The sequence below is a fragment of the Pseudomonas sp. 4CAES_32.4 genome, from assembly GCF_058136335.1.
The window spans coordinates 503,267-527,053 of record NZ_CM176882.1; the positions used below are offsets into that span (position 1 = coordinate 503,267).

Consider the following 23,787-nt stretch of genomic DNA (forward strand, 5'->3'; position numbering starts at 1 on the left):
CTCAAGCTGCCTGTTTTGCCGTGACGAACGCCGCAAGGCTGGCCACGTTGGTGAAATGGTTGCGGGTGTCTTTGGCGTCGGCGTCGATCTTGATGCCGTACTTTTTCTGGATCGCCAGACCCAGTTCCAGCGCGTCGACGGAATCCAGGCCCAGGCCTTCGCCGAACAGCGTTTGCTCATCGCCGATGTCGTCGGCGCTGATGTCTTCGAGGCCGAGGGCATCGATGATCAGCAGTTTGATGTCATGCAGCAGGCTATGAGTGTTCAGATCGCTCATCTTCGGCGAGCTCCTTAATAAAGTAAGAGTGCAAATAATCGTTGAGCTTGCGCGAGGCTTGCGGTGCAGGCCCCTGCGCGGCGAAGGCTTGTGGGTCTATATCGGCCCCGACGCGAAAACTGAAGTGCACGCGGCGAGACGGGATGCGATACCACGGCTCGGCTTTGGTCAGCGTGGTCGGGCTGACCTTGATCACCACCGGGGTGAGGATTTTCGCACCGCGCAGGGCAATCGCCGCCGCCCCCCGATGAAAGGCGGGTGCCTGACCCGGCTGGGTGCGTGTGCCCTCGGGGAAAATGATCAGGGTCTGGCCGCTTTGCAGCGACTCGGCAGCGGCATCGAGCATGTCCATGCTGCCGTCGTTGCTGATGTACTCGGTGCTGCGCAAGGGGCCACGGGTGAAGGGGTTTTCCCACAGGCTTTTCTTCACCACGCAATTGGCCTGGCGCACCAGACCGATGAGGAACACCACGTCGATCAGCGACGGGTGGTTGGCGATGATCATCTGCCCCGGGCGGCCAAGGCGTTCGGCGCCCTGAATGTCGTAGGTCAGCACGCCGGTGCGGGCCATGAACCGCACGAAAAACCAGAACAGCCGACTGACGGTCTGGCGCGCACGCTGGCGATGCCTGAGCGCGTCACCGGGCAGGCAGCCCAGCAGCGGAAACACCAACACACGCAGGCACAGCCCGCCGAAGCCGAACAGGGCGAAACTCGCTGCGGTGGCCAGCAGGCGCCAATAGTAGGCGTCGCGGTTATTCCCGGTCACAGGTTGCGTTGCCAGGTCCATACACGATTTTTCCAGGCATGTTGGCAAAGGGTTTGCTGACCGAGCAGGATTCGCAGCAGATTGAGCGCGTGGGGCCAGTGCGGTTTGGACAGTGCTTCTGAGGGGCTGTTCAGGGTCAGCCGCCAGTCGGTACCGGGAGTGAGCAGCAGGCCTAAGGCGTACGGAAACGGCACGTCATCGATCCACTTCGAGTAGGCGACGGGCGGCTGTTCTTCGGTGATCACCAGCAGCACGGCGGGGGCGCCCTCATTCAACAGGGCAGCGGCTTCGAGCATGCCGTGTTCGAGGCCATCGCCCGCCGCCGCGAGGGCGGTCATTTCGCTGGTCTCGCCGCGCATGATCGACCACAGGCCAATGATCGCGTTGTGCACCGAGAGGCTGAACTGGGTCGGCGACAGCGGTTGTTCGGTGGCCAGATCGCTGAGGATCTCGTAAGTGCGCGGGGTTTCACCATGACGCGAAACGAACACCAGCGGCAGATTCTCCCGTCCGTCGGCCAGAGGCCAGCCAACGCTGAACGCCATGCGGGCCAGTCGGCTGAGGCGGCGACGCTGCATGGCCGGCAAAAACGACACATCGGGCGCGGCATCACTGCTCTGGAGCACGACCGGTTGTCGGCTCCAGGCCTGCCAGGCGTCCACGCTGTCGAGCCCGGGGGCCCACGCGCGCCATTGGGCGATGTTGAAGTTGATCACGGACATTCATCCCGCCCCTGCGGGCTTTTATTGACGCGTTGAGTCACCAGAACCGCGACGGGCGTGGCGTGGCGCTTGGCGCCGAGTGGCGCGCATTATCCCGGTGCGACGAGTGTGTAGCAAATGCTGGTTACATTTTGTGCAGCGAAATGTACCGAGTGGTTCGCGATAAAACTGTCAATTGGCCATTATCCAGATTGTCAGCGGCTTGTCTGTCGGGCATGTCGACGATCAATGGCAGTTTCTACGCCGGGTATGCGCGGATATTTGCACCTGACTTTGTAGTCCGTGTCCGTGGAGGTAGCGAAGCGAGGCCGCGCGCATCTACACTCGGTCATTCTTTGATACACGGAGGTTTGGTCATGCGGCGCGTGGTGTTCAATCAGAAAGGTGGCGTAGGCAAATCCAGCATTGCCTGCAATCTGGCGGCGGTCAGCGCCAGCGAGGGGTATCGCACGTTGTTGGTCGACCTCGATGCCCAGGCCAACTCCACTCAATATCTGACCGGGCTCACGGGCGATGACATTCCGATGGGCATTGCCGACTTCTTCAAGCAAACCCTGTCTTCCGGGCCATTCTCGAAGAAGAATCAGGCCGACATCTACGAAACCCCGTTCGACAACCTGCACATCATCACCGCAACCGCCGAACTGGCCGACCTGCAGCCCAAGCTTGAGGCCAAGCACAAGATCAACAAGCTGCGTAAGTTGCTCGATGAGTTGTCCGAAGATTACGACCGCATCTACCTGGATACGCCGCCGGCGTTGAATTTCTACGCGGTATCAGCGCTGATTGCCGCTGATCGCGTGTTGATTCCTTTCGACTGCGACAGTTTTTCCCGCCAAGCCCTGTACGGGCTCATCGCGGAAATCGAAGAGCTGAAGGAAGACCACAACGAAGGTCTGGAAGTCGAAGGCATCGTGGTCAACCAGTTCCAGGCGCGGGCCAGTTTGCCGCAGCAGATCCTCGATGAGCTGATTGCCGAAGGGTTGCCAGTACTGCCGGTGTACCTGAACAGTTCGGTGCGCATGCGCGAATCGCACCAGGCCAGCATGCCGCTGATCCACCTCGATCCGCGGCACAAACTGACCCAGCAATTCGTCGAATTGCATAACCTGATCGAAGGTCACTGATCCCTGAGCGACGCAAATCCCCTGTAGGAGTGAGCCTGCTCGCGATAGCGTCCTTTCAGTCACTCAAGTGTTGGCTGACAGGACGCTATCGCGAGCAGGCTCACTCCTACATTGTTTTACGGTGTGTCAGATCCCCTGGCTACGCAGCCAAGCCATCAACTGTGGCAGCGGAAACGCACCACTCTGCCGCGCCACTTCCCGGCCGTTCTTGAACAGAATCAGACTCGGAATCGATCGAATCCCCAACTGCGCCGACAACTGCTGATTCGCTTCGCTATCGAGCTTGGCCAAGCGGCACTTGCCCGCCAGTTGCGCCGCCGCCTGCTCGAATACCGGCGCAAACGACTTGCATGGCCCACACCATTCGGCCCAGACATCCACCAGCAACGGCAGATCGCCTTTGATCTGGCTGGCGTAATCGCCTTGCTTGAGTTCGAACGGTTTGCTCAACAGCACGGCTGATTTGCAGCGGCCGCACTTGGGCTGGTCCGCAAGGCGCTCGGCGGGAATGCGGTTGAGGCCGTTGCAGGAGGGGCAGGGGATGAGGAGTGGGGCGGTCATGTTGGGCTCTCAGGCAGGAAGTCTATGAGACTGATCTGGAGGCAAAGTCACGATTATCAAGGAATTGATCTGTAGGTCATTACCTTCCTCAGTTGAGGAAAGGGCCTACGCACGGCTGCGCGGAGGCTGACTATCTGTATTTTATCTAATCGGTCATCTTGTGCAGACCTGAGCGAAATACTTTCCTATGACCGCCAAGACAGTTAAACGCCTTCCACTCTCGGAGCTTCTGAAGGGCTCTGAATATCTAAAAACCTTAAAGACCCGGACGAGCTCGCTCACCGGGGACTCTGTTGGCTTTGAAATTGTTTGCCTTGATTCCGATGCGGACCAAAGTCCGGGTCTCTTTACTCGTTTTCTGCAGTTGCCAGAAAACGAAGACGACTACGATGCCTTGGTGTTGGCTGTCGATGAACTGCTGGAAATTACCGGCGATGATGAGTCGCACCCGTTAATGAGCTTGGTCGACATCATCGGCGACTGGATCGAAGAATGGGATCACACCCATCACCCCATGGCCCAAGCGAGTGGCGAAGAGGTGCTTGGTTACATGATGCGCGAGCACGGCTTGACCCAGAGTGACCTGCCGGGTGTCGGCACTCAATCGGTTGTCTCGGAGATTTTGAGCGGCAAGCGCAAGCTCAACTTGCGCCAAATCCGCTGGTTGGCCGAACACTTTAATGTGCCGATCGACGTGTTCACCTGACCCTGCTCAGGAAGAACAACTGATCTCCAAGTGCTTGCCCCACTCCGGAGGCCGCTCGGCATAACCGTCCATCCCCGGCTGCTGTTCAAACGGTTTGCTCAGCACCGCGTGCAGCCGGCGTACCTCCGTGTAATCGCCTTGTTCTGCCGCATCGATAGCCTTTTGCGCCAGATAATTGCGCAGGATGTACAGCGGGTTGACTGCGTGCATGCGGGTGCGGCGCTGTTCTTGATCGGTGTCGCCATCGCGGGCAACGCGGGCGACGTAGCGCTCGCCCCAGGCATCGAAACCTTTGATGTCGACGAAGTCGTCGCGCAATCGGGCGACAGCCTCCCGAGGTGATTCCTCGCCGAGACGACGGAAGAACAGCGTGTAGTCGACGCCGCTGTTCTGCATCAGTTGCAGCAGATCCTCCAGCAGTTTCTGGTCGTCGTCTTCTGCAGTAGTGAAGCCGAAGCGGCGGCGCATCAGGTCGAGGTAATGCGCCTGAAACAGCGGCAAATACAAGCCGAGGGTTTCGCGCAGGGCTTCGACGCTGATGAATGGCGTGAGTGCCTGCGCTAGTGCGCTGAGGTTCCACTGGCCCACCGGCACCTGATTGCTGAACGAGTAGCGGCCCTGATCATCCGAGTGGTTGCAGATGAAGTTGGCGTCGAAATCATCGAGGAAGGCGAACGGGCCGAAGTCGAAGGTGATGCCGAGGATCGACATGTTGTCGGTGTTCATCACGCCGTGGCAGAAGCCGTAGGCCTGCCATTTGGCGATCAGTTCGGCGTTGCGCTCGACTATCTCGCGGAACATCGCCAGATACGGTTCCGGCTGTTCCAGACATTCCGGGAAATGCATCGCCAGCACATGGTCGCCGAGTTCTTTCTGCTGCTCGGGGCGTTTGGTGTAGTAGAAATATTCAAAGTGGCCAAAACGGATGTGGCTCGGCGCCAGACGCAGCACCATCGCTGCACGTTCCTGCTTTTCGCGCCAGACCGGGGTGTCGGAGCCGATCACGCAGGCTGCGCGCGAGGACGGAATGTTCAGCGCGTAAAGCGCTTCGGAAGCAAGAAATTCGCGGATCGACGAACGCAGCACGGCGCGACCGTCACCCATGCGCGAAAAAGGCGTTTGCCCGGCGCCTTTGAGGTGCAAGTCCCAATGCTCGCCAGCCGCGTTGTAGACCTCGCCCAGCAGCAAGCCGCGACCATCACCCAATTGCGGCGTGTAGCCGCCGAACTGATGCCCGGAATAAACCATCGCTCGCGGCTCGGCATCGGCCCACAGTTTGTGGCCGCCAAACACTTCGGCAAATTCTTGGGTTTCAGCGGTGGCGGGGTCGAGATCCAGCAAGGCCAGGGCCGCCGGGCTGGCGACGACCAGACGCGGGTTGTCGATCGGCTCGGGCAGCACGTGGGCTGAGAACGCGTCGCCCAGGCGGGCGAAGCGATTGTCGAAGGTCAGTTCGTCGAGGGCTTTCAAGGGCCTGCTCCAGCAGAATGTCCGAGCATTCTGCTGGGATTAGACCGGTTAGTCGAGTTTGGCTGGCGGCGGCTCTTGCAGCGGTTTCTGATCGTCGGCCAGCGGTACGATGGTTTTGGTTTCCGGCTCGATCGGCACCATCTTGTATTCCTGACCGTGGAGGTTCTTCAGGTAAACCTCCATCTGGCGGAACGAGATGTTGATGTGCTGTTTTTTGAACTCGCGGTTGATGAAGCGGTTGACCTCATCGAGTACCGGGTTGCGGTCACCGAGGTCGCGCACGTGCATGCGCAACTCGTGATCCAGCGTGCTTTCGCCGAAGTTGAGGAAGTATACGTGCGGCTCGGGTTCTTTCAGCACGCGCGGATTCTCGCGGGCAGCCTTGAGCAGCAGTTCTTTCACCAAGTCCAGATCAGAGCCGTAATCGACGCCGAGTTTCAGTGTCACGCGGGTGATGGTGTCGGTCAGCGACCAGTTGATCAGTTGCCCGGTGATGAACGTCTTGTTCGGAACAATGATGTCCTTGCGGTCGAAGTCGGTGATCGTCGTGGCGCGAATGCGGATCTTGCTCACCGTGCCCGACAGGTTGCCGATGGTGATGGTGTCACCGATCCGCACCGGACGTTCGAAGAGGATCATGATGCCGGAAATGAAGTTCGCAAAGATCTCCTGCATACCGAAGCCGAGGCCGACCGACAGCGCCGCCACCAGCCATTGCAACTTGTCCCAACTCACGCCGAGGGTCGACAGGGTCGAGACGAAACCGACGCCGGCGATCACATACGACAGTAACGTCGTGGTCGCGTAGGCACTGCCCTGCGCCAGATTGAGCTTCGACAGCACGAACACTTCGAGCAAGCCCGGCAAGTTGCGCGCGAGGGCGAAGGTGATGCCGATGATGATCAGCGCGCCGAGCATGTCGCCGATGCTGATTGGCACCATGCTCATGTTGGCGCCGGTGCCGCTGGTGTATTCGTACAGGGTGATGTTGTCGAGGTACGAGAACACCGAAATCAGGTCCGACCAGACCCAGTACAGCGCCGCGATAAAGCCGCCGAGCAGGGCCAGACGGATCAGACGCAGGGACTGTTCGTTAACCTTCTCGATATCCAGCGTCGGCTCTTCGATCACCGCTTCGCCGTCGCCGGCCTCTTTCGCCGCCTGCCGTTTGGCCAGGGCGCGCTGGTAGGCCAGACGCCGCGCGGCAACGCTGAGGCCACGAACGAAAGTGGCTTCGATCACCAGCCAGAACATCAGCAGGTACAGGGTATTGATCAAGCGGTCGCTGAGTTTCAGCGCGGTGTAGTAGTAGCCGAAGCACACCGCGACAAACAGGGCGATCGGCAGCAGGGTGAACATCACGCCGACGGCTTTGCGGAACAGCGAGGTGTTTTCGTGGGCCGGGCTGCTGATCAGCAAACGGCTGAGCAGCCATGCCATCAAGGCGTAACAGGTCAGCACCACTGGCATGCCGAGCACATCATCGGCCAGCGCAGCCGGTTGCAGTTCGGCGACGGCGACGATGGTCACCAGGGCCATCACCACCAGACCGAGTCGGCGGATCCAGCCTTGGAGGAATTCGACCTGGGGCTTTTCCCAGCGGAAGTGCAGTTCGGCCACACCGCCCGGCGCCAGAATCCGGTAGGCGGTGTAGAACACCAGCCATGCCTGAGCCATTTGCAGCAGCGCTGCGCCCATGTTGGCGTTCTGCCCACGGGCGTCGATCTGCAAGGCCAGGCCGCAAAGGGCCAGGCCCAGCGCCACTGGCATTGCCAGCAAGATATTGATCAGGATCGCCTGCGGTGTGTGCCATTGGCTGTCGCGTTTGAAGTGACCGATGTCCTGGTGAACCTTGTTCAGGCGCGCGTAGAGATTCTTGCGCCGCCACAGCAGTGCGCCGATCAACAGCGCCAACGGCAGGAACAGCAGCGGTCGCTGGATCAGACCATCGGTCAGCTCGCTCAGGCTGGAGGCCCATGGGAGCGTATCGATCTGACGCTTCAGGCGCTCCGGCACGCTGCGCATCCACTCGATATCCAGCGGCTTGTTGCTGGGAATCCAGAACATCTGCTCATCGAGGGTAGCGCGCAGGCTCTGCGCGGTGCTGAGCAGTTGTTTCTGGTTGAGTTGCAGGGTGATCGATTCGTTGAGCACCGCGCTCAGTTCGCGGTTCAGCCGCTCAAGCAGATCGGCGCGGGTGTTGGCCAGATCGAGCAGGCTTTTGCGCAGTTGCGAGGTGACTTGTTCCGGCGGCTGGGTGGCGAGCAGGTTGTCGACATAGGTGGTCGGACTGCTGAGCAATTCGCGTTGCTGGCTGACTTCGAACTGATAGAGGCGAATGTCGGCGATCTGGTCGGCGAGGTCGCGGTCGACCTTCAAGCGTGGCAGCGCCTGTTTCTGTTTATAGAGAATTTTTGACAGCAGCAGGCTGCCCTTGAGCACGTTGATCTGCTCGTCGAGGGCCGAATCGCTCTGGGTCAGGCTGTCGAGTTGCTGTTTGGTCTGCAGGTTCTGCTGGGTGACTTCGTTGAGACGGTCAGTGCTTTTCAGCAAGTAGTCGGAGAGCTTGAGGTTGGCCGTGCTTTCGCTGGCGAGCAGGCTGCTGCCGCCGGCCTTTTGCGCTTCGATGGATTGCTGGGTCACGGTTTCCTGGGACTGCGCCAGACGCTTCTGGTTGATCAGGGTTTGCAGTTCCTGGATCTCGCGGTCGAGGCGGTCGGATTTCTCCGTGAGCAAGTCATGCTGCGCGTTGCCGAGATCCTGCAGCTGGCTGTTGCCAGCCAGCTCCTGGCGGCGCAGCGGGATCAGCGCGTTCAATGCGGCGAGTTCGGCGTTCAACTGATCGCGCTGCTCGGCGGTGACCGTTTTGCCCGCGTCCTTGCCGGACTTGAGAATGTTGGTGATCTGCTGGATGCGTGTCTGGCTGGCGGAGATTTCTGCCTGGGCACGTTCCGGACGGGTCTGCGCGGTGATGATCAGGCTGTTGGCGTCGGCCAGGGCTTTTTGCAGATCACTTTGCTGAGTGGAGCGATCGGTGAGGATCTGCTCCAGTTGCGGAATCGATTCCTTGGGGAAACGCTGCGCCACCGGCACGATTGCCGTGGCCTTGAGACGGCTCAGCTCGCGGGCGTTTTCGATGGTCTGCTTGGGTGCGGTCGCCAGTTGCTGCTTGAGATCGATCAGCTTCTGTTCGTAATCACGCTGATTGTTCAGCTGATTGAGGGTGTTCTGCAGGACGGTTTGCAGGGTCTTTTTGTCGGCATCCGGCAGTTTGCTGTCGGCGAGTTTGTCCAGATTGGCCTGTACGGCTTCGCTGGACGGCGGTTCGGCGGCATAAATCGGGCCGACAGTAAGACTCAGGCCCAGCAGGGCCGCGGCGAAAAAGGAGCGCAGGGTAGGCATAGAGACCGGTCAAGCAAGTGATAGTGGACGCAGTTTAGAGGAAGAGCCCGGGGCCCGGGCGACTTCCTTCGGGGAATCTGACGCCCACTTTGCCGATCTTGTTCCCGTCCATGACCGCGACGGTCCAATGGGTGTTGTTCCACTCCACCTGGTCACCCACGATCGGCGCACCACCGACCTTGTGGGCAATGAAGGCGCCCAGGGTCATGTCCGGATCGATGCCGTCGGCCGGTAGGCCATACAGCGCTGCAACCGCTTTAAGCTGGGCGTCTCCTTCGAGGACGAAATCGCCGAAGAAACGCAGATCGAGGCCTCGTTGCGGGGCTTGGCTGAACAGTTTTCCGAGGGCGCCGAGGTTGTGTTCATGGCCGATAACACACAGCAAATCATCGACTTCCAGCACCGTACTACCCGACGGATGGAGCAGTTGCTGGCCACGAAACAGTGCTGCGATACGTGTGCCTTCGGGCATTTTCAGCTCGCGCAGGGGCGAACCGATGCACCATTTCTCCGCGCCGAGCTTGTAAACGAACAGCTCCCACTCGCTGGTGACATGGACTTCCAGCGCCGCCCGGGAAATCGGCGCAGGCTCTGGCGGCACCGTCACTTTCAGCAGTTTGGCGACCCACGGCAGGCTCGTACCTTGCACCAGCAGCGACACCAGCACGATGAAGAAGGCGAGATTGAAGTACAGCTGCGCATTCGGCAGGCCGGCCATCAGCGGGAACACCGCCAGAATGATCGGCACCGCGCCACGCAAGCCGACCCAGGAAATAAACGCCTTCTCGCGACCATGGAACGCCTTGAACGGCAGCAGGCCGACCATCACCGACAGCGGCCGCGCGAACAAGATCATCCACAGCGCCAGACCGAGAGCGGGCAGGGCGATCGGCAGCAAGTCATGCGGCGTCACCAGCAGCCCGAGCACGAGGAACATGCCGATCTGCGCCAGCCACGCCATGCCGTCGAGCATGTGCAGAATGCCGTGACGGCTGCGCACCGGGCGGTTGCCGATGACCAGGCCGCACAGGTAAACGGCGAGGAAACCGCTGCCGTGCAAGGCGTTGGTCAGGGCGAACACCACCAGACCACCGGCGATCACCAGAATCGGATACAGGCCCGCCGCGAGATTGATGCGGTTGACCAGTTGCAACATCAGCCAGCCGCCGCCGAGGCCGATCACGCCGCCAATGCCGAACTCGCGGATCAGATGGGTCAACAAACTCCAGTGCAAACCGGTCTGGCCACTGGCGAGCATGTCGATCAGGGTCACGGTGAGAAACACCGCCATCGGGTCGTTGCTGCCGGACTCGATTTCCAGGCTGGCGGTGACCCGTTCGTTCAGGCCTTTGCCGCCCAGCAGCGAGAACACCGCCGCGGCGTCGGTCGAGCCGACGATGGCGCCGATCAGCAGGCCTTGAATCAGGTTCAGGTCGAACAGCCACGCTGCCGCCATGCCGGTCAGCCCGGTGGTGATCAACACGCCGACCGTCGCCAGCGACAGCGCCGGCCATAACGCCACGCGGAAACTCGAGACACGTGTACGCAAGCCACCGTCGAGGAGGATCACCGCCAGTGCGAGGTTGCCGACCAGATAGGCCGTCGGGTAGTTATCGAAAATAATGCCGCCGCCATCGACCCCGGCGGCCATGCCGACCGCAAGAATGATGACCAGAATCGGAATGCCGAGACGGGAAGAAAGAGAACTGACGAGAATGCTTGCGCCTACCAGCAACGCGCCGATCAAGAACAGGCTGTTGATGGTCGTCGCATTCAAAGGCAGTACTCCAGAGACATAAAGACGGGCGCAAACTGACCATGCAGTCTGCGTGCCAGCGATTCTAACCTGTTGAAATGTGATGCTGTCAAAAAGGTTTTTTCAAGATCAAAGGATCGCAGCCTGCGGCAACTCCTACAGGGTGCTGATCGTTGCCACGCTCTGCATTACCACGCAGAACGTGGCAACGATCAAACAGGGTTCACATCAATCCCATGTAGGAGCTGCCGAAGGCTGCGATCTTTTGTTTTTAGAGGCTGAACCGCCCAACCATGTTGTTCAGGTCCAGCGCCAGGCGCGACAGCTCGTTGCTCGCCGCACTGGTCTGATTCGCCCCGGTCGCCGATTGCACCGACAGGTCACGAATGTTCACCAGGTTGCGATCCACTTCCCGCGCCACTTGCGCCTGCTCTTCGGCGGCGCTGGCGATCACCAGGTTGCGTTCGTTGATCTCGACGATGGCGGTGTTGATGGTGTCCAGCGACATGCCGGCGCCACGGGCGATGTTCAGCGTCGACTCGGCGCGCTCGGTGCTGTTGCGCATCGAATCCACGGCGTGTTCGGTGCCGCTCTGAATGCTGCCGATCATTCGCTCGATCTCGCTGGTCGACTGCTGGGTACGGTGCGCGAGGGCACGAACCTCGTCGGCCACCACGGCAAAACCACGACCGGCCTCACCGGCGCGTGCCGCTTCAATGGCAGCGTTCAGTGCCAACAGGTTGGTTTGATCCGCCAGACCGCGAATCACGTCCAGCACCTTGCCGATGTCGCGGGATTCGTTGGCCAGGTCACCGATCAACGATGCCGTGCTCTGCACGTCGGCGCTCATGCGTTCGATGGCGCTGACCGTTTCCTGCACCAGATCACGACCGTCGCCAGCCGAAGTGGTGGCGTTCTTCGAAGCTTCCGACGTGCTCACGGCGTTGCGCGCGACTTCTTCGACGGCGCTGGTCATTTCATTGACCGCTGTGGCCGCTTGCTCGATTTCGTTGTTCTGCTGGGTCAGGCCGCGAGCGCTTTCGTCGGTGACACTGTTCAGCTCTTCAGCGGCGGAGGCCAGTTGCGTGGCCGAACCGGAAATGCGCTGCAAGGTGTCGCGCAGTTTCGCTTGCATCTTGGCCATGGCCGCGAGCAGGCGTCCGGCTTCGTCGCTGCCGTCGACGTGGATCGGCTGGGTCAGGTTGCCTTCAGCGATGGTTTCCGCAGCGTCCAGTGCTTTGGAGATTGGCTGGGTGATGCTGACCGTCAGCAGCCAGGCGAACAGGAAGGTCAGGCCGGTAGCAATGACCAACAAGGTCACGACCAGATTGAACGACATCGAATATTGATCAGAAGCGCCTTGATCAGTCTCGGCGATCTGCTGGGTGTTGATCTCCAGCAGCCGTGCGAGTGCGGTGTTCACCGCTTCAGAGTTGGCCAGCAAATCGCTGTTGAGCATCTGCCGCAATTCGTCGACCTGATTGTTGCGCGACAGGGTTTTCATGCGGTCTTCAAGCTGACGGTATTGCGCCAGCAACTGCACGTACTGCTCGTAAGCCGCGCGTTCCTGCGGGCCGTCGATCAAAGGTTCGTAGGCGCGTTGGGCGTCGGCGATCTGCCGGTTGCGCATGTCGAACAGGTCCATGGTTTTCTGCTGCACATCCGCTTCGCGGTTGATCAGCAAGCGATAGGACAGCACGCGCAGACGCAGGGTCAGCTGGGTGAACTCATCGAGGGCTTTGATCGACGGCACGCTGGCGGTGGCGATGTCTTCGCCGGCCGCACGGATTTTGCTCATCTGGTTCAGGGCGAAGACGCCGAGGATCAACATCAGGCCGCCGATAAGGGCGAAACCGGTGAACGCCCGAGGGGCGATATTCATATTGCGAAGGGACATGGACTGGATACCGAGAAGGGCCGCATCCATGCGGGCTGAAACTGCTGTTGGATGACTTATCGGTCAGGCCAATGAACTCTTTAGTTCATGTGCGCATTTGTCGCAGCGGCCGTCCGGCGACGAAGTGCAGGAACAAGATCGGTAAATCACAGTCTTTAAAACTCGCGAGAACGGTCGCCCACCAGGAAAATCAAGGCCTTGCGCCGGTTTAACCCTGGCATCTGTGGTGACTTTTCTTTATCGTACGCGCCCTTTGAAAAACGCCTGGAAGATCAAAATGTTGGAAGCATCCCTCAGCCAATTGGAACAGCTCGTCAGCGACCTGGTGCAGCAAAACCAGACCCTCGCACAAACCAACCAGAACCTGTCCACGGAACTGGCTCAGGCCAAGGATGAAAACGAAAGCCTGCAACTGAACCTGATGGAACAGGAAGAGAAGCACGGCGCCACCGCTGCACGCATTCAAGCTCTGGTTGATCGCGTCAATGCAGGTCCGGTCAGCGCATGAACCACCAGACAGCAGGGGTAAAAGTCATCTCCATTCTCGGGGAGGACTATTCGATCAAGGCACCGGCCGGGGAAGAACAGACCCTGCTGGACGCGGCACTGATGCTCAAAGCCGCATTGGCCGACACCAAACGCAAATACCCGACACTGATCGGTGACCGCTTGCTGGTGCTGGCAGCGATGAATCTGTGCTCGCAGCAGATTGAAATGAAGAAGCTGCATCAGGAAGAACTCGACCGTTACCAAGAGCAAGTCAGCGCCACGGTCGACACCATCGCCAAGACCATCAATCAGGGTTGATGGGGTTGCGCACAACCAAAGAATAGATTGTCGATCAGGTTGTATACAATCGGCACGGCTGTTGCATTGCTTCCGCCACTTATTCTTTGGGGGTGCTCCATGCAGTTGTGGCGACGCAGTATTCAATGGCAGCTGATTCTCAGCATGGGCACCGCCCTGCTGGTCAGCATTCTGATCGTGGTTGGCATTTATACCCTGGTGGTCAACCGCCTCGCCCAGAGCTATCTGGTCGAACAAGCCCTGCCGTCGAGCATCGAAGCGACGCGCAACGACATCGAACGCATCCTCGTCCAGCCGCTTACCGCCGCCAAAGACATTGCCAGCAACACCATGGTCCGCGACTGGCTGGCCTCGGGAGAGGACGGCAGCAAAACGGTTGGCTTCGCGCAGTATCTGGAAGGCATCCGCGCCGAACACAAAGCGTTCACTGCGTTGATCATCGGCACTGAATCCAATCATTACATCACCGAAAAAGGCCTGGATCGCACCCTCAGTCGTTCCAAACCGGCCGATGCCTGGTTCTATTCTTTCCTCGACAGCGATCAGCCGCGCACCCTGAATATCGATAACGACGGGGCCACTGGAGAGTTGGCATTGTTCATTGACCTGAAGGTCGAGCAGGCCGGCAAAGTGGTCGGCGTCGCGGGGCTCGGGCTGAGCATGAAAGAGTTGTCGGAGCTGATCCACAACTTCAGCTTTGGTGAGCGCGGCAAGGTCTATTTGGTGCGTTCGGACGGTTTGATTCAGGTGCATCCCGAGGCGCAATTCAGTGGTAAACGCACCTTGACGGAGCAGATTGGTGCTTCGGCTGCGCAGACTGTCCTCGGTCAAAAAAATGCCGTCAGCAGCAACTTCCAGCGTGACGGAGAAGACTTTCTCGCCTTCAGCCTGCCTTTGCGCGATTTAGGCTGGACCCTGGTGGCCGAAGTGCCGCGGTCGCAGATCTACGCCGAAGCGCGCAAAGCGATGTGGATGAGCGGCGGCATCGGTCTGGCGGTGGCGCTGGTGTGCCTCGCCTTGGTGGTCTGGCTGGCACAGGGTCTGGTGCGACCGATTCGCCAAGTAACAGCGGCGCTGGTAGCAATCGGTAGCGGTGGTGGAGATTTGACCCACCGGTTAGATTCCAGCCGCGCCGATGAGTTGGGCGACCTCGCTCGCGGCTTCAACCGTTTCCTCGACAGTCAGCGCGGGATGATCGGCGAAGTGTTGACCACCAGCGAGCGTCTGCGCACGGCCGTCGGGCAAGTGGCGAAAGTGGTGGAGAACACCGCCGAGCGTTCCGGCCGTCAGCAGGAAATGACCGACATGGTCGCCACTGCCGTTCACGAGATGGGCCTGACCGTGCAGGAAATCGCGCAGAACGCCGGCAACGCCGCACTCGCCTCGCAAACCGCGCGGGATGAAGCGATGCAGGCGCGAGAAGTCGTTGGCGGTTCGATCCGGCATATTGAAAGCATGTCCGATGAGATTGGGCTGGCGGCCGGCGCGGTGGGTGAGTTGGCGCACCAGGTGGCGTCGATCGATTCGGTGCTGGCGGTGATTCGCGGGGTGTCCGAGCAGACCAACCTGTTGGCGCTCAATGCTGCAATTGAGGCGGCACGGGCTGGTGACATGGGCCGAGGCTTTGCGGTGGTCGCCGATGAAGTGCGCACCTTGGCGCGACGCACCCAGGCCTCCACTGACGAGATTCAACAGATGATCGGCAGCCTCAAGCAAGGCGCGGAAAACGCCGTGTCGTCAATGCGCACCGGTCAGGCTGCGACGGGCACCGGAGTTGAGTCGAGCCAGCGCACCGGTGCGTCGTTGACGGCGATTACCGGGCAGGTCGAGCGTATCAGCGACATGAACCACCAAGTGGCGACAGCGACGGAAGAGCAGTCGGCGGTGACTGAAGAGATCAACCGCAACGTGCAGGGCATTTCCGACCTGGCGCGGGCGACGGCTGGGGAGGTCCGGGCGTGTCGTGAGGATTGTCAGATGTTGCAGAAGCTGGCGGATGATTTGGCGCGGCAGATGGGCGGGTTTAAATTGAGCTGATGCTTCGTCAGTTCGGGCCCCTTCGCGGGCAAGCCCGCTCCCACAGGTATTGCGGCGGTTCACATGATGTGTGAACACCACCGAACCCTGTGGGAGCGGGCTTGCCCGCGAAGACGGCATCAGCCACTACGCATAATCCGGATCAGAACCACGCATCCTGCATCGCCAGACATGTATCATCCCGCGCCTCCAGCAACGCCAGTTCATGGTGGCAACCCGGTACTTCCCACGTCAGGAAATACCGCGCCGCCTGCAACTTGCCTTTATAGAAATCAGCATCCGCAGCATTGCCTTTGGCCAATCCTTCCTCGGCGCGAATCGCCTGTTCCAGCCAGCGCCAGCCAATTACCGCGTGCCCAAATACCTTCAGGTACAACGCCGAGTTCGCCAGGCTGCTGTTGACCTTGCCTTGCCCCAGATCGGTCAGCAAACCAATGGTCACCGTTTGCAGGCGTGCCACCAGTTTTTCCAGCGGCTCACTCAACGCCGTCAGCGATTCGTACGCCGTTGCGCGCTCAGCGGTGTTGGCGATCAGACGAATCAGTTGCTTGAGCCCCGCGCCACCGTTCTGCGCCAGTTTGCGCCCGAGCAAGTCCAGCGACTGAATGCCGTGAGTGCCTTCGTGGATCGGGTTCAAGCGGTTGTCGCGGTAGTACTGTTCCACCGGGTATTCGCGGGTGTAGCCGTGACCGCCAAGAATCTGGATCGCGAGTTCGTTGGCCTTCAGGCAAAACTCCGAGGGCCAGGATTTGACGATGGGGGTCAGCAGATCCAGCAACTCGTGGGCCTGTTTGCGCTCGGCTTCGGTTTCCAGTGTGGTGGTGTCATCGAACAGCCGCGCCGCGTACAAGCCGAGGTCAAAAGCACCTTCGACGTAGGACTTTTGCGTCAGCAGCATGCGTCTGACGTCCGCGTGCTGAATGATCGCCACTGGCGCAGTAGTCGGATCCTTGCTGTCCGGCACCCGACCCTGCGGACGCTCGCGGGCGTACTCCAGCGAGTACAGATAACCGGCATAACCAAGCATTACCGCGCCCATGCCGACGCCGATCCGCGCCTCGTTCATCATCTGGAACATGTAGCTCAAACCATGATGCGGCTTGCCTACCAGATAGCCGACACACTCGCCGTTATCGCCGAAGTTCAGCGCTGTGGAGGTGGTGCCGCGCCAGCCCATCTTGTGGAACAGCCCGGCCAGCAGCACGTCATTGCGCTCACCGAGGCTGCCGTCATCGTTGACCAAAAACTTCGGCACGATGAACAGCGAAATGCCTTTCACTCCTGGTGGCGCGTCCGGCAGTTTGGCCAAGACCATATGCACGATGTTTTCCGAGAGCGGATGATCGCCGCCGGAAATGAAAATCTTGTTGCCTTTGAGGCGATAGGTGCCATCGGACGCAGGCTCGGCGCGTGTACGAATATCCGACAGCGATGAACCTGCGTGGGGCTCGGTCAGGGCCATGGTGCCGAAGAAGCGGCCATCGATCATCGGCTGCAGAAAGCGTTGCTTCTGTTCTTCGGTGCCAAAGCTCTCGATCAGGTTCGCCGCGCCCATGGTCAGGAACGGATACGAAGTCGAGGCCGCGTTGGCCGATTGGAAATGCGCAAAACAGGCTTGCGATAGCAGCGTAGGAAGTTGCATGCCGCCGTCTTCGAAACTTCTCGCGGCGTTGAGGAATCCGGCCTCAAGAAAGGCATCCACCGCCGGTTTCACTTCGGGAATCAGAATCGCCTTACCGTCTTCATAGCGCGGCTCGTTCTCGTCGCCCTTGCGGTTGTGGGGGGCGAAGTACTTTTCGGCGATGTTGCGCGCGGTGCCGATGGCGGCGTCGAAGGTTTCGCGATTGTGCTCGGCAAAGCGCTCACGCCGGGTCAGGCCCTCGGCATCAAGGACTTCATACAGCTCGAAAGCCAGATTGCGGGAACTGAGCAGCGTCTCGGACATGGCGGCCTACCTGGAATGGGGTTGGGCCGAGTCTAGGCGTGCTGATAAAGGCTGAACAGGATGATTGATGGGCGTGATGTTGGAGCCGCGCGCCGACTTAACAACACCACAAAACACTGTGGGAGCTGGCTTGCCAGCGATGGCGGCAGATCAGTCAATATTAATGGTGACTGACACATCGATATCGCTGGGAAGCCAGCTCCCACAGGGATTGTTGCTATGCCGGGCACCGATACAGGCACCTGGTTTATCGGTATTAGCCGATGGTCATCAAGCTCGCATTACCACCCGCCGCAGCAGTGTTAACGCTCAATGCCCGCTCAATCACCAGACGCTCCAGCGCAATGTTGGTCTCGCCCTGGGACAAGCCCTGAACCCCAACGATCGCGCCAGCACGCTTGGCGATCTGCTGGCAAACGCCGCGCAACTGGTCGGAATGACCGTGATGCAGAACCGCATCAAATACCACCTCGTCTTTATTCCAGTCGGCAATCAGCTTGATCCGCGCCTGAATCTCCTTCGGCAGGCGTGCGAACAATGCCTTGCTGATGTCGGACTCTGGCCACACTGCCGAACCGCCTACGGCCAATACCGCAGCCAGTTGCGTCAGCAGATCACCTTCAACTTCCGCCAGGCACAGCACATGCTCACGCGGCAGGATCGCGTAGCTGTTTTTCTCGCCGGTCGGGCCGGCCAGCACGCGGGTGATGCCGCTTTGTGATTGCGCCGCGTACTGCGCGCACAGGGTGCTCAGCTCGGCGTACTTGTTGCTTTCAGCCCAGGCTTTCAAGGCGTTCAGCGGTTTGCTCATGGCGTCGCGCAAACGAACGTCCGGGGCGATAACGGCATCACCGCGAGCGAAGGATTGTTCGATGGCATCGGTAGGACGTGTCGCCAGCAAACGGTACAGGTACAGCGGGCCACCGGCTTTCGGACCCGTACCCGACAGGCCTTCGCCGCCGAACGGCTGCACGCCGACCACGGCACCGACGATGTTGCGGTTGACGTAGACGTTACCGGCGTTGACGTTGTCGATCACCTTGGCGATGGTCTCGTCGATGCGGGTGTGCACGCCCAGCGTCAGGCCATAACCGGAAGCATTGATCTGGCGGATCAGTTGATCGATCTCTTTGCGCTTGTAGCGCACCACGTGCAGTACCGGGCCGAAGATCTCGCGTTGCAACTCGTCGAAGCTTTCCAGCTCGATCAGGGTCGGCATGACGAAGGTGCCGCGTTTGACTTCTTCGGTATCGGCGATAGCCACCTGGTACACGGTGCGACCTTTGTCGCGCATGCCCTGGATGTGCTTGTCGATGCCAGCCTTGGCCTCGGCGTCGATCACCGGGCCGATGTCCACGGACAGGCGCTCCGGGTTGCCGAGACGGCTTTCCGCCATGGCACCTTTGAGCATTTCGATGACGCGATCGGCGGAATCTTCCTGCAGGCACAGTACGCGCAGTGCCGAGCAACGCTGACCAGCGCTGTCGAACGCCGACGACACCACGTCGATCACGACTTGTTCGGTCAGTGCCGAGGAGTCGACGATCATTGCGTTCTGGCCACCGGTTTCGGCGATCAGCGGAATCGGACGGCCCTGGCTGTCGAGACGGCCAGCGATGTTGCGTTGCAGCAGACGCGCGACTTCGGTGGAACCGGTGAACATCACGCCTTTGACGCGTTCATCGCCGACCAGACCAGCGCCGACGGTTTCACCGCGACCCGGCAGCAATTGCAGCACGCCTTCCGGGATCCCGGCTTCGAGCAGCAAGCGCACGGCTTGAGCGGCGACCAGCGGAGTTTGTTCAGCCGGTTTGGCCAATACCGGGTTACCGGCAGCCAGTGCGGCGGCGACTTGGCCGCTGAAGATTGCCAGCGGGAAGTTCCACGGGCTGATGCACACCACCGGACCCAGAGGGCGGTGGGCGTCGTTGCTGAAGTCGTTGCGCGCCTGCACCGCGTAATAACGCAGGAAGTCGACCGCTTCGCGGACTTCGGCGATGGCGTTGGCGTAGGTCTTGCCGGCTTCACGAGCCAACAGGCCCATCAACGGCTGGATCTCGCCTTCCATCAAGTCAGCGGCACGTTCCAGAATCGCCGCACGTTCGGCCGGCGGGGTGGCCTGCCAGATCGGTGCTGCGTTCAGCGCGCATTGAATCGCGTTGTCGACGTCTTCGACGGTGGCTTCCTGCACGTGACCGACCACATCACGGTGATCCGACGGGTTCAGAACGGCGGCTGGTGTTTCGTTGCTGGAGGCGCAACCGAGCATCGGCGCGGCTTTCCAGTCGGTGTGCGCGGTGGCAAGCAGGGCGCAGGACAGCGAAGCCAGACGATGTTCGTTGGCCATGTCGATGCCGCTGGAGTTGGCGCGCTCGGAACCGTACAGGTCACGCGGCAACGGAATGCGCGGGTGCGGCAAGCCGAAACCACCTTCCACGGTCGCCATCTGCTCGATCTGCGCTACCGGATCGGCCACCAATTCCTGAATCGAAATCGACTGATCGGCGATGCGGTTGACGAACGAAGTGTTCGCGCCGTTTTCCAGCAAGCGACGTACGAGGTAAGCCAGCAGGGTTTCGTGGGTGCCGACCGGTGCGTACACGCGGCACGGACGGTTCAGCTTGCCTTCGGAAACTTTGCCTACAACTTGTTCGTAAAGCGGTTCGCCCATGCCGTGCAGGCACTGGAATTCGTACTGGCCCGGGTAATAGTTCTGACCGGCAATGTGGTAAATGGCCGACAGGGTGTGGGCGTTGTGCGTGGCGAACTGCGGGTAGATGACTTCCGGCACCGACAGCAGTTTGCGTGCGCAAGCGATGTAGGAAACGTCGGTGTACACCTTGCGGGTGTAGACCGGATAGCCTTCCAGTCCTTCGACCTGGGCGCGCTTGATTTCGCTGTCCCAGTACGCGCCTTTCACCAGACGGATCATCAGGCGATGACGGCTGCGACGGGCCAGATCGATCACATAGTCGATCACGTACGGGCAACGCTTCTGGTAGGCCTGGATGACGAAACCGATGCCGTTCCAGCCAGTCAATTGCGGCTCGAAGCACAGGCGCTCGAGCAGATCCAGCGACAGTTCGAGACGGTCGGCTTCTTCGGCGTCGATGTTCAGGCCGATGTCGTATTGCTTGGCCAGCAGGGTCAGCGACAGCAGACGCGGGTACAGCTCGTCCATCACACGCTCGTACTGCGCACGGCTGTAACGCGGGTGCAGTGCCGACAGTTTGATGGAGATGCCCGGGCCTTCATAAATCCCACGACCGTGGGAGGCTTTGCCGATCGAGTGGATGGCTTGTTCGTACGAAGCCAGGTACTTCTGCGCGTCGTGCTCGGTCAGTGCGGCTTCGCCGAGCATGTCGTAGGAATAACGGAAACCCTTGGCTTCGAACTTGCTCGCGTTGGCCAGTGCTTCGGCGATGGTTTCGCCGGTGACGAACTGCTCGCCCATCAGGCGCATGGCCATGTCGACGCCCTTGCGGATCATCGGCTCGCCGCTCTTGCCGATAATGCGGCTCAAGGACGAGGTCAGGCCGGCTTCGTTGTGCGTCGAGACCAGTTTGCCGGTCAGCAGCAGGCCCCAAGTGGCCGCGTTGACGAACAGCGACGGGCTGTTGCCCAGGTGCGGGTGCCAGTTGCCGGTGCTGATCTTGTCGCGGATCAGCGCATCGCGAGTGCCCTTGTCCGGGATACGCAGCAGCGCTTCGGCCAGGCACATCAGCGCCACGCCTTCCTGGGACGACAGGGAAAATTCCTGCAGCAGACCCTGAACAATGCCTGCACGACCGCCGGCACTTTTCTGGTTACGCAGTTTTTCCGCGATGGAGGCAGCAAGCTTGTTGGTGGCTTCAGCCATGGCGATCGGCAGGCGAGCCTGCTCGATCAGCATCGGCACGACTTCTGGCTCAGGGCGACGGTAAGCGGCGGTGATCGAGGCGCGCAGAACGGATTGCGGCAGGATGCTTTCAGCGAATTCGAGGAAGCACTGGTGGGCGTGATCGGTGTGGACTTCGCCCGCCTCATCGGCGTCCTTGGCGGTCAAACCGTTCAGCTCGGTCAGGGTTGCACCACCCTCGAGTTTTTCCAGGTAATTGAAAATTGCCTGCTTGATCAGCCAGTGCGGCGTGCGATCAATCGAGGTTGCGGCAGCCTTCAGGCGCTCGCGGGTCGGGTCATCGAGTTTGACCCCAAGGGTGGTGGTAGCCATATTTTTATCCTCATGGTTGCCACAGTTGCGTGGCATCAGCTGGCCGCAAGATTAGCCGTGCGCTGAACGAGGTGCAACCGGGTGCAACCCTTTTTTTGTCGGAATAATAGGCAACTCGTCAGGAATTATTTTCTGGTACGAAAGTGCTGCTCCTGCTTGGTGCTTTTGCTTCTAGCAAAGGGCCATGACTGCCACAAAAGGGAGCAAAAACACGGTGATTGTCGATAAATCCGACTAGGTGCAACTAATTCTCGCGAAACTGGTTGCACCTTATTTGATTTGTTGCATAGCATTCGCGCCCAAGGTGCAACCGGAAATAATCCGGCGCACCGGCTGATGGCTTTCCTGGGGAAACATCAGTCCTAAATGCGCGGGATTCCGGATCGTCTGCCAAACGTCGTCGTTTGCGAGCGGTTCACCACTGCCGCTACATAAAAACAAAGCCAGGGCGTAACTCAATGAGCGTAAGCAATCCAACCCTGATCACGTTCGTGATCTACATCGCAGCAATGGTGCTGATCGGCTTGATGGCCTATCGCTCCACCAACAACCTTTCTGACTATATTCTCGGTGGTCGCAGCCTCGGCAGCGTCGTCACCGCGCTGTCTGCCGGTGCGTCCGACATGAGCGGCTGGTTGTTGATGGGCCTGCCGGGCGCCATCTATATGTCCGGTCTTTCCGAAAGCTGGATCGCCATCGGCCTGATCATCGGTGCCTACCTGAACTGGCTGTTCGTTGCCGGCCGTCTGCGTGTGCAGACCGAGCACAACGGCGACGCCCTGACCCTGCCGGACTACTTCGCCAGCCGTTTTGAAGACAAGAGCGGCCTGCTGCGGATCATCTCGGCGGTGGTGATTCTGGTGTTCTTCACCATCTACTGCGCTTCCGGCATCGTGGCCGGTGCCCGTCTGTTCGAAAGCACCTTCGGCATGTCCTACGAGACGGCGCTGTGGGCCGGTGCTGCGGCGACGATTGCCTACACCTTTATCGGTGGTTTCCTGGCAGTGAGCTGGACCGACACCGTGCAAGCCACGCTGATGATTTTCGCGCTGATCCTCACGCCGATCATCGTCCTGCTGGCCACCGGCGGCGTCGACACCACGTTCCTCGCCATCGAAGCACAAGATCCAAGCAACTTCGACATGCTTAAAGGCACCACTTTCATCGGCATCATCTCGCTGATGGGCTGGGGTCTGGGCTACTTCGGTCAGCCGCACATCCTCGCGCGTTTCATGGCGGCGGACTCGGTGAAGTCGATTGCCAAGGCACGTCGCATCTCCATGACCTGGATGATTCTGTGCCTGGGCGGCACTGTGGCCGTGGGCTTCTTCGGTATCGCTTATTTCTCGGCGCACCCGGAAGTGGCGGGTGCAGTCACCGAGAACCCTGAGCGTGTGTTCATCGAGCTGGCCAAGATCCTCTTCAACCCATGGGTTGCCGGTGTCCTGCTGTCGGCCATTCTGGCTGCAGTCATGAGCACCCTGAGCTGCCAGCTGCTGGTGTGCTCGAGCGCCCTGACCGAAGACTTCTACAAAACTTTCCTGCGTAAATCCGCGTCCCAGGTTGAACTGGTGTGGGTTGGCCGCGCGATGGTTCTGCTGGTTGCCCTGATCGCCATCGGTCTGGCCGCCAACCCGGAAAACCGCGTACTGGGCCTGGTGTCCTACGCCTGGGCTGGTTTCGGTGCTGCGTTCGGTCCGGTTGTACTGATCTCGGTTATCTGGAAAGACATGACCCGCAACGGCGCACTGGCCGGCATCATCGTCGGTGCAGTCACCGTGGTGGTCTGGAAGCATTTCGAACTGCTGGGTCTGTACGAAATCATCCCGGGCTTCATCTTCGCCAGCCTGGCGATCTACTTTGTCAGCAAGGCGGGCGAACCGACTCGCGGCATGGTCGAACGCTTCGAAGCAGCGGAAAAAGATTTCAATCTGAACAAGTAATGCACTGAGCTTCGGCTCACACGAAAGCGGCCCGTTTCCTACAGGAGACGGGCCGTTTTTTTGTGCCTGTGATTTCTTGCGGACACTGGAGAAACCTGTGGGAGCTGGCTTGCCAGCGATGGCGGTGCTTCAGTCAATGAATAAGTTGAAGGTGCCGA

General features: G+C 60.0%; 16 protein-coding genes. 6 read left to right on the top strand and 10 right to left on the bottom strand.

Going from position 1 to position 23,787, the window contains the following annotated elements; translation table 11 throughout:
- Position 1: 1 nt before the first annotated feature.
- Genes AC3Y64_RS02260 through AC3Y64_RS02270 form a run of 3 tightly spaced genes read right to left on the bottom strand, consistent with a single transcriptional unit; the run spans position 2 to position 1,768 of the window.
- On the bottom strand, positions 2–277 hold the full coding sequence (locus AC3Y64_RS02260) for a phosphopantetheine-binding protein (RefSeq protein WP_064117120.1): 276 nt from the start codon (positions 275–277) through the stop codon (positions 2–4).
- Positions 255–1,067, bottom strand: a complete 813-nt coding sequence (locus AC3Y64_RS02265) for a lysophospholipid acyltransferase family protein (protein ID WP_489986289.1) — start codon at positions 1,065–1,067, stop codon at positions 255–257. The genes AC3Y64_RS02260 and AC3Y64_RS02265 overlap by 23 nt, the downstream gene beginning before the upstream one ends.
- Positions 1,043–1,768 carry a beta-ketoacyl synthase chain length factor gene (locus tag AC3Y64_RS02270; RefSeq protein WP_489986290.1) on the bottom strand — a complete coding sequence of 242 codons (726 nt, stop codon included), beginning with the start codon at positions 1,766–1,768 and terminating at the stop codon, positions 1,043–1,045. Before AC3Y64_RS02270 ends, AC3Y64_RS02265 begins: the two co-directional genes overlap by 25 nt.
- A 356-nt stretch (positions 1,769–2,124) precedes the next feature.
- On the opposite strand from AC3Y64_RS02270, the gene AC3Y64_RS02275 reads away from it, so the two are divergent.
- Complete coding sequence (locus tag AC3Y64_RS02275) at positions 2,125–2,895, top strand: ParA family protein (protein WP_158954705.1); 771 nt, start codon at positions 2,125–2,127, stop codon at positions 2,893–2,895.
- A 126-nt stretch (positions 2,896–3,021) separates the two neighbouring features.
- Here AC3Y64_RS02275 and trxC read toward each other — a convergent pair whose 3' ends face one another.
- The gene (gene trxC / locus AC3Y64_RS02280) at positions 3,022–3,456 is read right to left on the bottom strand and encodes a thioredoxin TrxC (RefSeq protein WP_489986291.1); all 435 of its coding nucleotides are present in this window, start codon (positions 3,454–3,456) and stop codon (positions 3,022–3,024) included.
- Positions 3,457–3,760: 304 nt separating this feature from the next.
- On the opposite strand from trxC, the gene AC3Y64_RS02285 reads away from it, so the two are divergent.
- The gene (locus AC3Y64_RS02285) at positions 3,761–4,162 is read left to right on the top strand and encodes a helix-turn-helix domain-containing protein (RefSeq protein WP_489987916.1); all 402 of its coding nucleotides are present in this window, start codon (positions 3,761–3,763) and stop codon (positions 4,160–4,162) included.
- Positions 4,163–4,168: 6 nt separating this feature from the next.
- On the opposite strand, the gene selO is transcribed toward AC3Y64_RS02285, so the two are convergent.
- From selO to AC3Y64_RS02305, 4 genes are all read right to left on the bottom strand, one after another.
- Positions 4,169–5,632 carry a protein adenylyltransferase SelO gene (gene selO, locus AC3Y64_RS02290; protein WP_489986292.1) on the bottom strand — a complete coding sequence of 488 codons (1,464 nt, stop codon included), beginning with the start codon at positions 5,630–5,632 and terminating at the stop codon, positions 4,169–4,171.
- A gap of 48 nt (positions 5,633–5,680) precedes the next feature.
- Positions 5,681–9,034, bottom strand: a complete 3,354-nt coding sequence (mscK, locus tag AC3Y64_RS02295; protein WP_489986293.1) for a mechanosensitive channel MscK — start codon at positions 9,032–9,034, stop codon at positions 5,681–5,683.
- A gap of 34 nt (positions 9,035–9,068) precedes the next feature.
- A complete protein-coding gene (locus tag AC3Y64_RS02300) occupies positions 9,069–10,811 on the bottom strand; it encodes a potassium/proton antiporter (RefSeq protein WP_034152922.1) in 1,743 nt (580 codons plus the stop codon).
- 250 nt (positions 10,812–11,061) lie between these two features.
- A complete protein-coding gene (locus AC3Y64_RS02305) occupies positions 11,062–12,687 on the bottom strand; it encodes a methyl-accepting chemotaxis protein (protein ID WP_489986294.1) in 1,626 nt (541 codons plus the stop codon).
- Between the two features lie 277 nt (positions 12,688–12,964).
- Here AC3Y64_RS02305 and AC3Y64_RS02310 point away from each other — a divergent pair, with 277 nt between their 5' ends.
- The 3 genes from AC3Y64_RS02310 to AC3Y64_RS02320 all read left to right on the top strand — a co-directional run bounded on the left by AC3Y64_RS02310 (position 12,965) and on the right by AC3Y64_RS02320 (position 15,531).
- Positions 12,965–13,195, top strand: coding sequence for a hypothetical protein (locus tag AC3Y64_RS02310; RefSeq protein ID WP_008077586.1), 231 nt, complete (start codon positions 12,965–12,967; stop codon positions 13,193–13,195).
- Positions 13,192–13,494, top strand: a complete 303-nt coding sequence (locus AC3Y64_RS02315) for a cell division protein ZapA (protein ID WP_158954693.1) — start codon at positions 13,192–13,194, stop codon at positions 13,492–13,494. Before AC3Y64_RS02310 ends, AC3Y64_RS02315 begins: the two co-directional genes overlap by 4 nt.
- 99 nt (positions 13,495–13,593) lie before the next feature.
- The gene (locus tag AC3Y64_RS02320) at positions 13,594–15,531 is read left to right on the top strand and encodes a methyl-accepting chemotaxis protein (RefSeq protein WP_489986295.1); all 1,938 of its coding nucleotides are present in this window, start codon (positions 13,594–13,596) and stop codon (positions 15,529–15,531) included.
- 142 nt (positions 15,532–15,673) lie between these two features.
- On the opposite strand, the gene AC3Y64_RS02325 is transcribed toward AC3Y64_RS02320, so the two are convergent.
- Together AC3Y64_RS02325 and putA are read right to left on the bottom strand one after the other, a co-directional pair.
- Positions 15,674–17,476, bottom strand: a complete 1,803-nt coding sequence (locus AC3Y64_RS02325) for an acyl-CoA dehydrogenase (RefSeq protein ID WP_489986296.1) — start codon at positions 17,474–17,476, stop codon at positions 15,674–15,676.
- 256 nt (positions 17,477–17,732) lie between these two features.
- Positions 17,733–21,686: a trifunctional transcriptional regulator/proline dehydrogenase/L-glutamate gamma-semialdehyde dehydrogenase gene (putA, locus tag AC3Y64_RS02330; protein ID WP_489986297.1), complete on the bottom strand. Its 3,954-nt coding sequence runs from the start codon at positions 21,684–21,686 to the stop codon at positions 17,733–17,735.
- Between the two features lie 458 nt (positions 21,687–22,144).
- On the opposite strand from putA, the gene putP reads away from it, so the two are divergent.
- On the top strand, positions 22,145–23,629 hold the full coding sequence (gene putP, locus AC3Y64_RS02335; RefSeq protein WP_489986298.1) for a sodium/proline symporter PutP: 1,485 nt from the start codon (positions 22,145–22,147) through the stop codon (positions 23,627–23,629).
- The last annotated feature ends 158 nt before the right edge of the window (positions 23,630–23,787 follow it).